The 12,600-nt window shown below is 60.7% G+C and carries 11 protein-coding genes and 1 riboswitch; of the genes, 10 read left to right on the forward strand and 1 reads right to left on the reverse strand.

The window, feature by feature from the left end:
• Positions 1–40 precede the first annotated feature (40 nt).
• The 3 genes from gcvP (at position 41) to MWU54_RS11930 (ending at position 5,094) form a co-directional block, all read left to right on the forward strand.
• A complete protein-coding gene (gene gcvP / locus MWU54_RS11920; RefSeq protein ID WP_247083783.1) occupies positions 41–2,884 on the forward strand; it encodes an aminomethyl-transferring glycine dehydrogenase in 2,844 nt (947 codons plus the stop codon).
• Positions 2,885–3,055: 171 nt separating this feature from the next.
• On the forward strand, positions 3,056–4,285 hold the full coding sequence (locus tag MWU54_RS11925) for a beta-ketoacyl synthase N-terminal-like domain-containing protein (RefSeq protein WP_247083785.1): 1,230 nt from the start codon (positions 3,056–3,058) through the stop codon (positions 4,283–4,285).
• Between the two features lie 17 nt (positions 4,286–4,302).
• A complete protein-coding gene (locus tag MWU54_RS11930) occupies positions 4,303–5,094 on the forward strand; it encodes an enoyl-ACP reductase (protein WP_247083786.1) in 792 nt (263 codons plus the stop codon).
• Between the two features lie 79 nt (positions 5,095–5,173).
• On the opposite strand, the gene MWU54_RS11935 is transcribed toward MWU54_RS11930, so the two are convergent.
• Entirely contained in the window at positions 5,174–6,040 is an 867-nt protein-coding gene (locus tag MWU54_RS11935; RefSeq protein ID WP_247083788.1) for a glycosyltransferase family 2 protein, read from the reverse strand.
• Between the two features lie 113 nt (positions 6,041–6,153).
• Here MWU54_RS11935 and miaB point away from each other — a divergent pair, with 113 nt between their 5' ends.
• The 7 genes from miaB to lnt all read left to right on the forward strand — a co-directional run bounded on the left by miaB (position 6,154) and on the right by lnt (position 12,516).
• On the forward strand, positions 6,154–7,476 hold the full coding sequence (miaB, locus tag MWU54_RS11940; RefSeq protein ID WP_247083802.1) for a tRNA (N6-isopentenyl adenosine(37)-C2)-methylthiotransferase MiaB: 1,323 nt from the start codon (positions 6,154–6,156) through the stop codon (positions 7,474–7,476).
• A gap of 163 nt (positions 7,477–7,639) precedes the next feature.
• Positions 7,640–8,137 (forward strand): OmpA family protein, encoded by a 498-nt coding sequence (locus tag MWU54_RS11945; RefSeq protein ID WP_247083811.1) that lies wholly within the window; start codon positions 7,640–7,642, stop codon positions 8,135–8,137.
• 14 nt (positions 8,138–8,151) lie between these two features.
• Positions 8,152–8,457, forward strand: a complete 306-nt coding sequence (locus tag MWU54_RS11950; protein ID WP_247083813.1) for a hypothetical protein — start codon at positions 8,152–8,154, stop codon at positions 8,455–8,457.
• Between the two features lie 75 nt (positions 8,458–8,532).
• Positions 8,533–9,510, forward strand: coding sequence for a PhoH family protein (locus tag MWU54_RS11955; RefSeq protein ID WP_247083815.1), 978 nt, complete (start codon positions 8,533–8,535; stop codon positions 9,508–9,510).
• 63 nt (positions 9,511–9,573) lie between these two features.
• A complete protein-coding gene (ybeY, locus tag MWU54_RS11960; protein ID WP_247083825.1) occupies positions 9,574–10,077 on the forward strand; it encodes an rRNA maturation RNase YbeY in 504 nt (167 codons plus the stop codon).
• Between the two features lie 35 nt (positions 10,078–10,112).
• Entirely contained in the window at positions 10,113–11,051 is a 939-nt protein-coding gene (locus MWU54_RS11965; RefSeq protein ID WP_247083827.1) for a hemolysin family protein, read from the forward strand.
• 4 nt (positions 11,052–11,055) lie between these two features.
• Positions 11,056–12,516: an apolipoprotein N-acyltransferase gene (gene lnt, locus MWU54_RS11970; RefSeq protein ID WP_247083829.1), complete on the forward strand. Its 1,461-nt coding sequence runs from the start codon at positions 11,056–11,058 to the stop codon at positions 12,514–12,516.
• Between the two features lie 33 nt (positions 12,517–12,549).
• Positions 12,550–12,597: riboswitch (SAM-SAH riboswitch) on the forward strand.
• The last annotated feature ends 3 nt before the right edge of the window (positions 12,598–12,600 follow it).

Below are 12,600 nucleotides of genomic sequence, written 5' to 3' on the forward strand. Positions count from 1 at the left end.
CAAGAGACGGCGCGCCGTTTCGACTCGCAAGGAGAGTGCCATGGGTTACGATGCCATCGACTATTTACCCTATGATTTCGCCAACCGACGCCATATCGGCCCGTCGCCCGCTGAAATGGCCGACATGCTGGCCGCCCTTGGCGTCTCGACCCTCGATGACCTGATCGACCAGACGGTGCCGGAATCGATCCGTCAGGAAAAACCGCTCGACTTTGGCAAAGCCCTGTCCGAGCGCGAATTGATGTGGCACATGCGCCAGACCGCGTCCAAGAACAAGGTTCTCACGTCGCTGATCGGCATGGGCTACCACGGCACGGTCACCCCGCCGGCAATCCAGCGCAACGTGTTTGAAAACCCGGCCTGGTACACCGCCTATACACCCTACCAGCCCGAGATTTCGCAAGGCCGGCTTGAGGCGCTCTTGAACTACCAGACGATGGTCAGCGATCTGACCGGGCTGGAGATTGCCAACGCCTCCTTGCTTGACGAAGCCACCGCCTGCGCCGAAGCGATGACCATGGCGCAGCGTGTTGCCAAATCCAAAGCCAAGGCGTTTTTCGTTGATGAAAACTGCCACCCGCAGAACATCTCGGTCATGAAAACGCGCGCCGCGCCCTTGGGAATCGAGATCATCGTTGATGATGTCGCCAACATGGACCCCGAGGCGGTCTTCGGGGCCGTCTTCCAGTATCCCGGCACCTATGGCCATTTGAGAGATTTCACAGACGACATCGCAGCCCTGCACGCGGCCAAGGCAATTGCCATCATGTCGGCTGATCCGATGGCGCTCTGCCTGCTGAAAGAGCCGGGTGCGATGGGCGCGGATATCGCGGTGGGGTCTACCCAGCGCTTTGGCGTGCCTTTGGGATATGGGGGTCCACACGCGGCCTACATGGCGACCAAAGACGCCTATAAACGCGCGATGCCGGGACGGATTGTCGGGATCTCCATCGACAGCCACGGCAACAAGGCCTACCGCCTGTCCCTTCAGACCCGCGAACAACATATCCGCCGCGAAAAAGCGACATCGAACGTTTGCACCGCGCAGGCGCTGCTGGCCGTGATGGCCGGGTTCTATGCCGTGTTCCATGGGCCGAAGGGACTGCGCGCGATTGCACAGCGCATTCACCGCAAGACCGTGCGTCTGGCCAAAGGGCTGGAAGCTGCGGGCTTCAAGGTCGAACCAAAGGCGTATTTCGACACGATCACCGTTGATGTCGGCCTGCTCCAGCGCGGTGTGCTGCAGGCCGCCGTGCGCGAAGGTCTGAACCTGCGGGCTGTGGGCGACACCAAGGTCGGCATCACGCTGGACGAACGGTCTCGCCCCGCAACGATCGAAGCGGTGTGGCGCGCGTTTGGATTGCTCAAGGCCGATGACAATCTGACCCCGGAATACCGTTTGCCCGACGCGCTGATCCGTACGTCCGAGTATCTTCAGCACGACGTGTTCCACATGAACCGCGCGGAAACCGAAATGATGCGCTACATGCGCCGACTGGCGGACCGCGATCTGGCGCTGGACCGCGCGATGATCCCGCTGGGGTCCTGCACGATGAAGCTCAATTCAGCGGCGGAAATGATGCCGGTCAGCTGGCGGGAATTTGCAGATATTCACCCCTATGTTCCCGATGATCAGGTCGAGGGCTATCACGAACTGATCAACAGCCTGAACGCCAAACTGTGCGACATCACCGGCTATGATGCGATTTCGATGCAGCCCAACTCGGGGGCGCAGGGCGAATATGCCGGTCTTTTGTCGATTGCCGGGTATCACCGGGCCAACGGGCAGGGGCATCGCAACATCTGCCTTATTCCGGTCAACGCGCACGGCACCAACCCGGCCTCTGCACAGATGGTCGGATGGAAAGTGGTTCCCGTGAAATGCGACGATAACGGGTCCATTGATCTTGAGGATTTCCGCGCCAAGGCCGAACAGCATTCGGACAACCTTGCCGGGACGATGATCACCTACCCGTCAACGCATGGCGTCTTCGAAGGCACGGTGAAGGATGTCTGCAAGATCACCCATGATCACGGCGGTCAGGTCTATATCGACGGGGCCAACATGAACGCGATGGTCGGCTTGTCCCGACCCGGCGATCTGGGCGGCGATGTCAGCCACCTCAACCTGCACAAGACGTTCTGCATCCCGCATGGCGGGGGTGGACCGGGCATGGGCCCGATTGGGGTCAAAGCGCATCTGGTGCCACATCTGCCATCTGATCCGCTCAAGGGCGAAGGCGCGGTCAGTGCGGCACCGTTCGGGTCTCCGTCGCTGTTGCCAATCTCGTGGGCCTACTGCCTGATGATGGGCGGCAACGGTCTCACGCAAGCCACACGCGTGGCGATCCTGAATGCCAACTACATCGCAACACGGCTGCAAGGGGCCTATGACGTGCTCTACCGTGGCGAACAGGGGCGCGTTGCGCACGAGTGTATTCTGGATGTACGCCCGTTCGAAAAGTCAGCCGGCGTGACGGTCGAAGACATCGCCAAGCGCCTGATTGATTGCGGCTTCCACGCCCCCACCATGAGCTGGCCCGTGGCGGGAACCCTGATGGTGGAACCAACCGAATCCGAAACCAAGGCAGAGCTTGACCGCTTCTGCGACGCGATGCTGGCAATCCGCGAGGAAATCCGCGCCATCGAAAAGGACGAGATGGATGCAGAGAACAACCCGTTGAAACTGGCACCGCACACGATGGAGGATCTCGTGAAAGACTGGGATCGCCCATATTCGCGGGAACAGGGATGTTTCCCACCCGGAGCGTTCCGCGTCGACAAATACTGGCCTCCGGTCAACCGTGTCGACAACGCCTATGGCGACCGGCATCTGGTGTGCACATGCCCACCCATGGAAAGCTACCAGGAGGCTGCGGAGTAAGCGCAGTTTCCCGTCAGCCTCGTTGACGTTCAAACAATCCAAATGGCCCGGTCGTCCCCGCGATCGGGCCTTTTGCGTTACAAAACCGAATGTCCGGGGGCGCTGGCAATCTGCTTGCCCCTCCCCCCCACATTCCCCTACACACACTTGCAACAATTGTAAGGAGCCGTGATGCGCCGAGTTGTCGTAACCGGATTGGGGATTGTCTCGTCCATCGGGACCAACAAAGACGCCGTTCTGGCCTCGCTCAAGGCAGGCACGTCGGGAATTACCGCGAATGCGGATATGCAGGAACACGGGTTCCGGTCGCAGGTCGCGGGTGCCATTGATCTGGATTTGGCAGACCATGTCGACAAACGCACGCTGCGGTTCATGGGGCCGGGTGCGGCCTATGCGCATATTGCGATGGGGCAGGCGATTGCCGATGCGGGCCTGACCGAGGCCGAGGTCATCAACCCGATGACCGGTCTGATCGCAGGTTCGGGCGGGCCCTCCACGAGCGCGATGCTGGCGGCGCACCAGACGGTGCTCAAAACCGGGGCGACCAAACGGATCGGTCCCTTTGCGGTGCCCAAGACGATGTCTTCGACCGTCAGTGCGAACCTTGCCACGGCGTACCAGATCAAGGGTATGAACATGTCGATCACCTCGGCCTGTTCCACATCCCTGCATTGCATCGGCATGGCCGCCCAACAGGTCGCGCTGGGTCAGCAGGACGTGATGTTCGCAGGCGGTGGGGAAGAGCTGGACTGGACCTTGTCCTGCCTCTTCGACGCAATGGGCGCGATGTCTTCGAAATTCAACGACACCCCCGAGCGCGCAAGCCGCGCCTTTGACGCGGATCGCGACGGGTTCGTGATTTCGGGTGGCGGGGCCATCGTGGTGCTGGAACCGCTCGAACGGGCCTTGGTCCGGGGGGCCAACATTTATGCCGAAGTCACAGGGTTCTCCGCAACCTCCGACGGCGCCGACATGGTCGCGCCCTCCGGCGAAGGTGGCGAACGCGCGATGCGTGGCGCGCTGAAAACGCTCCCCGAGGGGCGCAAGGTCAGCTACATCAACGCACACGGCACATCGACGCCCGTGGGCGACGTGGGCGAGATTGAAGCGGTCCGCCGCGTGTTTGGCGATGGCCAGACACCGCCCGTCAGCTCGACCAAGTCCATGACCGGCCACAGCCAGGGCGCAACCGGCGCGCAAGAGGCGATATATTGCCTTCTGGCGCTGCAGAACGACTTCATCATCCCGTCAATCAACGTCGAAACGCTTGATCCAGCGTTGAAACCTGCTGAAATCGCCACCGAATTGGTGGAAAACGCAGGCCTTGATACGGTCATGACCAATTCCTTTGGCTTTGGTGGGACCAACGGGTCGATGTTGATGTCGAAATACACCGATTAATCAGGACAGGTTGGACGATGACAGGTCAGTTGCACGGCAAACGCGGTTTGATCATGGGGGTCGCCAATGAGCGCTCCATCGCGTGGGGCATCGCCAAGGCGATGGCAGAGGCCGGGGCAGAGCTGGCCTTCACCTATCAGGGCGACGCGTTCGGCAAACGGCTGGAGCCGCTGGCGGCTTCTGTCGGGTCTGACTTCATGGTGGATGTCGATGTGACGGATGACGCGTCTCTGGACGCGGCGTTTGAACAGCTTGGCGCGCGCTGGCCGACGATTGATTTCGTGGTCCATGCCATCGCGTTTTCGGACAAATCCGAACTGACGGGCCGGATCCTGAACACATCGCGCGACAACTTCAAAACCTCGCTCGATATCTCGGCCTACAGCTTTATCGACGTGGCCCGCCGCGCGCATCCGCTGATGGTGGACAATGGCGGCACGCTGCTGACGCTGACCTATATGGGCTCCACCCGCGTGACGCCGAATTACAACGTCATGGGCATCGCCAAGGCGGCGCTCGAAGCGTCGGTGAAATACCTTGCCAATGATCTTGGCCCCGAAGGCATCCGCGTGAACGCGATCTCTCCCGGTCCGATGAAAACGCTGGCGGGGGCCGCGATTGGCGGGGCGCGCAAGACCTACAAGCACACCGACACCAACGCGCCGTTGCGATCCAATGCGACGCTTGAGGCGGTTGGAGGCACGGCGGTCTATCTGGCGTCAGACGCAGGGGCCTGTACCACTGGCGAAACCATTCGCGTCGACGGTGGCTTCCACGTTCTGGGCATGCCGCAATACGAAAACCTCTGAGAGGTGGCTGGCCGCTGCTTAGGTCGCGCGCAGCAAGAACGCTAAGGTCACCACCCGTCGCGCGCTGAACGTTACACGCCTAGAACCATTGGCCGGTTTCCATCAGTCCAAGATCCAGCAATTGCCGCGAATGCCATTCGAAGGGCACAGAATTGTGCCAGCGAAAGGTTTCAATCTCGAACGCTGATCCCGGGTTGCGCTTGAGCGCCTTGGCGGTGCGAAACGACACAACGCAGGCCGTCAGGTTGTTGTGCCAGGGGCAGGCATAGGTGTTGTATTCCTGATCGTTGAACGTGTGATCCTTTTGCAGCTCAAGCCCCGGCTTTGCGCGGAACAGCGCGATGCGGTCAATCTTGCGCCGCTCGGGCGGCACATGTTCCTCGTATCGCCAGCGCAACCCGCCAAAGAAATCCAATTGCCGTTCGCGGGGATGGGTCGTGACAGGGTCCGGACGTCCCAGCGCGTAGTATCCGGACCGATCGAGATACGCGTCTTCGATATTCACCGCATCCGGGTTCCGTTCCAGATCCCCGGCATAGATATCAACGGCATAACACAACATCGCATCGCGGCGTTCTTCGGTGTGGAAGGCCAGCAATTCGCCGATGGTGCGGGTCTCGCAAAACGGGAAGAACAGGAATTCCGCATTGTAGCACACATACATCCAGATGCCGGGCGCTTTCGCGATCACCGCGTTGACGATTGCCTCGCGATTGTCGTCGCGGGCCACATTGGCATCCACCCGCAGAACACGCTCTTCAACATCCGGTGCAAGTTCGAAGTCAGGCATCATGAAGACGATGACCGCCTTGAAACCAAGCTGCAGATTGTGGCGCAACGTTGTGTCGATCTCGACCGCGTCTTCGGCAAAGACCAGCGCAATGGGCCCTGTGGCCAGCGCCTTGGGGTTTTGGGAAAGTAAGTCGTTTATGCCTGCATAGCGCATGAGGGGACCTCTGCGGGATTTTCGCCCAGACTCAATGAAAAAACCGTGCATTGCAAGACGGGGGCATTCTGCGGTATCGGCACGGCTTGAAACCTGTCCGGAGGATTGGCCCCGTGTCCGAGCCGAAGAAGCTTTTCATCAAGACCTATGGCTGTCAGATGAACGTCTATGACAGCGAACGCATGGCCGAAGCGCTGGGCGGGCAGGGCTATGTGGAAACGTCGGATCCGGCGGATGCCGACATGATCCTGATGAACACCTGCCACATCCGCGAAAAAGCGGCGGAAAAGGTGTATTCGGAACTGGGCCGCTACAAGAAATTCAAAGCGGCGAAACCGGACCTCAAGATTGGCGTGGCGGGCTGTGTCGCGCAGGCCGAAGGCCAGGAAATCATGCGCCGTCAACCGATGGTGGATCTGGTCGTCGGCCCGCAAAGCTACCACCGCCTGCCCGAGATGGAAGCCAAGGTCCAGGACGGGAAAAAGGCGCTCGACACCGATTTCCCCGAAGAAGACAAGTTCGAGGTTCTCAAGAACCGTCCCAAGGCAAAACGCGGCCCAACCGCATTCCTCACCGTTCAGGAAGGCTGCGACAAGTTCTGTGCGTTCTGCGTCGTGCCCTATACCCGTGGCGCCGAAGTCAGCCGCCCCGCCGACCGCATCCTGACAGAGGCGCGCGATCTGGTAGAGCGCGGCGTGCGCGACATCACCCTGCTGGGCCAGAACGTGAATGCCTATCACGGGGCCGGAGAGGGCGGTGACTGGTCGCTGGCACGCCTCATCTGGGCGCTGAATGATGTGGACGGGTTGGAGCGTATCCGGTTCACCACCAGCCACCCCAACGACATGACCGACGAACTGATTGAGGCGCATGGCACCTGTCCAAAACTGATGCCCTATCTTCATCTGCCCGTGCAGTCCGGCAGCGACCGCATCCTCAAAAGGATGAACCGCCAGCACACCGCCGAATGCTACCTGCGGATCATCGAGAAGCTGCGCGCGGCGCGCCCTGATCTATTGCTGTCCGGTGACTTCATCGTCGGGTTCCCGGAAGAAACCGAAGAAGATTTCCAGGCGACGCTGGAGATCATCCGCGCGTCGAACTACGGCTATGCCTACAGCTTCAAATACTCGACCCGCCCCGGCACACCGGCGGCGGAACGGGACCAACTGCCAGAAGACGTCAAGGACGATCGTTTGCAACGCCTGCAAGCCCTGATCACCAAACAGCAAAAGGCGGTGCAGGATGCGATGGTGGGCAAAGAGGTGGGCGTCCTGTTCGAAAAACCCGGACGCGACTCCGGACAAATGGTGGGCAAATCCGATCATCTGCATGCCGTGCATGTGATGGCCGATGGCATCGAGCCGGGGGATCTCAGACGTGTTCGGATCGTTGAAAGCCAACGCAATTCCCTGCGCGGGGAGCTTCTGGACTAGACCGCATATCTTGGTCTCACCGCGATATATTGAGGTTCTCTCTTTCCTGAACCGCAGTCTCTGGTAGTATGTTGCTGAATCGGTCGGCAAAGCCGTTGGCTTATCGACCATCCGAACGGGGGATGCGGGAATGATGCGGCGGATATCCGCAATCGTAGTGAGTGTGGCGCTGGCACTACCGACTGTGTCGGTGGCCAAGCAGAGTGAACAGTATATTCCCGGCGTGTGGATTGATCCGGACGGGTGTGAACATTGGGTCATGGATGACGGTGTCGAGGGCTTTATGAGCCCCCATCTGCGCCGTGACGGAACGCCGGTGTGCCACAAGGTCAGCCGCTGCGCCGTCGTGCCAACGGACACGATGTTTGCGTCTGGCAGTGCGACCTTGGCCGCGGGCGGGGCGCAAAGCCTGCGCAACTTCTTTGCGGCGAACGCGGCAAACGGGTTTGTCATCGAAGGCCATACCGACAGCCGCGCCTCGGACCGCTCCAACATGGCGCTTAGCGAACGGCGCGCACAGGCCGTGGCGCGCGTGGCCCAGCAATCGGGCGCGCGGGTCTACTCGGTGCGCGGGTTCGGCGAACGCCGCCCCATTGCAAGCAACGCGAGCGCATCCGGCATGGCAAAAAACCGCCGGGTGGAAATCCTGTGTTTGCGGTGAAGGAGAGACCCCCGATGCGTCCGATAACCTATCTGTGTGGCCTCGCGCTTATCACTGCAACGGCCTGCGAACGCCCAAGCCCGGACAAGAGCGTGGATCGCGGCTGGGATGACAAACCCCTCAGCGAACTTCAGGCCGGCATCTGGATTGACCCGAACGGCTGCGATCACTGGATCATTGATGACGGTGTCGAAGGGTATCTGTCGCCCCGTCTTGATAAACGGGGTCGTCCGGTCTGCTCTGGCAATCATTCCGAAAGCAGCACCGCCATCGGTAATTTCAAGGCGGGGTCATCCTCGCTGATCGGGGACGCATTGTGATGTCAGAGGTGACAACTTGCACTGGATGACGGAACTTGCGACCCTTCCACTGCACCCCTTGCACCGGAGATCCGTGTGACCACAGACACCTTGTCAGAAGCGCTGGTAGAATTTCCTGATAACCGTTTGCTCATCGACCTTTGCGGCGAATACGACCGCAACCTGACCGAAATTGAAACCCGTCTTGGCGTGCAGATCCTGCGCCGCGGGAATCAGCTTGCCATTCACGGCGAACTCGATGCGCAGGAAGAAGCGCGTGACGTCCTGATGGCGCTTTACCAGCGGCTCGAACAGGGGCGCAGCGTCAATCCCGGCGACATCGACCGCGAATTCCGCATGGCGCCGGAGGAAACGACACCGGACACCCAGATCGAAATGTTCGAAGGTGGCCCGGTCGAAATCAAGACCCGCAAGAAACTGGTCGAGCCGCGCACTGACGCGCAAAAAGCCTATGTGCGGTCCTTGTTCGAAAACGAACTGGCCTTCGGCATCGGGCCCGCAGGCACCGGCAAAACCTACCTTGCGGTGGCTGTGGGCGTGAACATGTTCATCACCGGTCAGGTCGACAAGATCATCCTCAGCCGCCCTGCGGTCGAGGCCGGTGAAAAGCTGGGCTACCTGCCGGGCGACATGAAAGACAAGGTCGACCCCTACATGCAGCCGCTCTACGACGCGCTGAATGATTTCCTGCCCGGCAAACAGCTTGCCCGCATGATCGAGGAAAAAACGGTCGAGATCGCACCGCTCGCCTTCATGCGCGGCCGCACATTGTCGAACGCCTTTGTCGTGCTGGACGAAGCGCAAAACGCTACCTCCATGCAGATGAAGATGTTCCTGACCCGCCTGGGTGAAGGCTCGCGCATGGTGATCACCGGCGACCGCACCCAGATCGACCTGCCGCGCGGCGTGGCCTCTGGCCTGCGCGACGCCGAACGGCTTCTCACCCATATCCCGAAAATCAGCTTCAACTACTTCACATCGAAAGACGTGGTGCGGCATCCGCTCGTCGCGGCCATCATCGAGGCATATGAAAAAGATGCTGAAACGCTCTGATCTTCTTCGGTTTCAAAATACCTCGGGGGTTTGGGGGCTGGCCCCCAATCACGTCATGTGACCATGCTCACTGACATCGTCATCGAAGATCCGCGCTGGCAAGACGCGGGTCTTGCAGAGCTTGCCGAAACCGCGGCCATTGCCGCGCTGACGCATCTGGCCTTGCCTGTCGATGGCTATGAAATCGCCGTTCTGGCCTGTGATGACGCGCAGATCGCGACGTTAAACGCAGAGTTTCGCAAGAAGCCCACCCCGACAAATGTGCTCAGCTGGCCAAGCTACGATCTGGCCGCCCCTGACGAAGGCGGTGCGCCGGAACCGCCCCCCGCCGCTGATCCGCGCATGGGCGAAGGCCTGGGGGATATCGCGATTGCCTATGAAACCTGCCTGCGCGAGGCGTCCGATGCGGCAAAACCGTTTGACCATCATGTCACGCATTTGATCGTGCATGGCGTGCTGCATCTTCTGGGATACGATCACGTCCGTGACGGCGATGCCACGCTGATGGAACGACTTGAAACGGAAATACTTGGCAAAATGGGTCTTCCGGACCCATATAGGAGTTGAGACAGGTCATGTGACCTTTACCGGAACAGGAAACGATGGGCGACAGCGACGATTCGTCTAACGCGGCGCAAAGCGCGCAGCAGATGACAGACACGACTTCCACGGGCGGTGTATTGGCCCGGATCGCAGGATTGTTCGGGACAAAAGACAGTACTCCCGAAGAAGATCCGGCGACACACGTGGCGCGGGTAACAGCGCCAATTCATGGGATGATGAACCTGCGGCGGATGCGCGTCGAAGACGTAGCTGTGCCGCGTGCCGATATCGTGTCCGTTCCCGACACGATCAGCAAATCCGAACTGGTGGATGTGTTCCGCGAAAGCGGTATGACCCGCCTGCCGGTGTTCACCGGGACGCTGGACACGCCCATCGGCATGGCGCATCTCAAGGATTTCGCGCTCAGCCACGGCTTTAACGGCAAGGACAGCAGCGCGTTCGATCTCAAGCAATTGCTGCGCCCCTTGCTGTTCGTACCACCGTCGATGCCGATCGGTGTGTTGCTGACCAAGATGCAGACCGAGCGGCGTCACATGGCGCTGGTGATCGACGAATACGGTGGCGTGGACGGTCTTGTGACCATCGAAGACCTGATCGAACAGGTCATTGGTGAGATCGAAGACGAGCATGATCTGGACGAAGGCCGCAATTTCACCCGCGAAAAGCCGGGTGTGTATATGGCCTTTGCAAGAACGCCGCTGGATGAATTTGAATCCGAAATTGGTGTCAAACTGACCGACCACGACGATATCGACGCCGAAGAGATCGAAACGCTTGGCGGGCTGGTGTTCATGCTGGCGGGCCACGTTCCCGCGCGCGGCGAAGTGGTACCACACCCCGAGGGACCGGAATTCGAAGTCATCGACGCCGACCCGCGCCGGATCAAGCGGATGCGGGTTCACGTGACCTCAACCGCCACGGCCGACCGTGCCCAGCGGCGCGATACCGCGGACGCTGCGGCCGCATCCTCCGCCTGACACCATGACATATCTCCGCCGCACAACGGCCATGGCCCTTGGCGGCGTGTTTGCGCTGGGCCAGCCGCCCTTCGATCTTTTGTGGGCCGCTATATTGGCCTCGGTTGCGGTGCTGGCATTGGTCCGGTTTGACCTCACCGCCAGATCCTCTGCCTGGACCGGATGGCTCTTCGGCATCGGTTATTTTTCCGTGTCACTGCGCTGGATCTTGGAACCGTTTCAGGTCGACGCGGCGGCCACAGGATGGATGGCACCGTTTGCGCTGGTTGGGATGGCCGCCGGTTTGGCGCTGTTCTGGGCGGGGGCATTCTGGTTGGGGCGTCGCCTGAGCGAAACGCCATTTGCCATCGCGGTCGTCTGGGCCTTTGCTGAACTTGCGCGCGCCTATGTGCTGACCGGGTTTCCCTGGGGGTTGCTGGGCTATGTCTGGGCTTCCACACCGGTGGTGCAGTGGCACAGTGTCATTGGCCCCCATGGCGTGACGCTGGCCACGGTGTTGCTTGCAGCGATGACCGCACAGGGCGTGTCAAACCGCATGTGGCTCTTCCCGGCGGGAGCGTTGGCATGTCTGGGCTGGTTCGGCGCGGTCGCCCTGACCCCGGCAGCGCCCGTCCTTGAGGACCGTCCCGTGGTGCGGTTGATCCAGCCAAATGCGCCACAGCATCAAAAATGGGATCCCGACCATATCCCGATCTTTTTCCAAAGGCAGGTCGATTTCACCGCGCAACTGCCGGCACCGGATCTGATCGTGTGGCCGGAAACGGCGGTCCCGAACCTGCTTCACAACGCGGGCCCGGCATTCGAGGTGATTGCAGATGCCGCCGCCGGAACGCCGGTTGTTCTGGGTATTCAGCGCGAGGAGGCGGGCAATTACTACAATTCACTGGTCACGCTGGATGCAGAAGGCCAAACGGACCAGCTTTACGACAAGCATCATCTTGTGCCGTTTGGGGAATACATGCCCGCTGCCGGGCTCTTCGCGCGGTTCAACATTCTGGGTCTCGCGGCGCGGGCCACGTCAGGCTATGCGGCAGGACCGGGGCCCCGGCTGATTGACCTTGGCGGGCTGGGACGTGCGCTGCCGCTGATCTGCTACGAGGCGGTGTTCCCGCAGGATGTGAACGCGGCACCGGACCGCCCGGATGTCCTGTTGCAGATCACCAATGATGCGTGGTTCGGCACCTATGCCGGACCGCAGCAGCACCTGCAGCAGGCGCGACTGCGCGCAATCGAACAGGGCCTCCCCCTGATCCGTGTCGCCAATACCGGCATCTCGACCGTGATTGATCCCGCAGGCCGCATGATCGACCAGCTGCCACTGGGCCGTGCGGGGTTCATTGATGTTCCGGTCCCTGCAGCCCTGGCCCCCACACCCTACAGCATCACCGGCGATTGGGCGGCGCTTGTTGCACTGATCGTGGCTTTTGCGGCAGTGTTCGGCCTCAATCGCCGCGCGCGCCATTGACCTTGCCAAGCCAGACGCGTACCGCGTGAGATACCCCCGCCACAACGGCTTCCTGACGTGGCGGTAGACCCCAATGGAGCACTT

Origin of the sequence: Marivita sp. S6314 (genome assembly GCF_023015985.1) — a bacterium.
Lineage (GTDB): Bacteria > Pseudomonadota > Alphaproteobacteria > Rhodobacterales > Rhodobacteraceae > Marivita.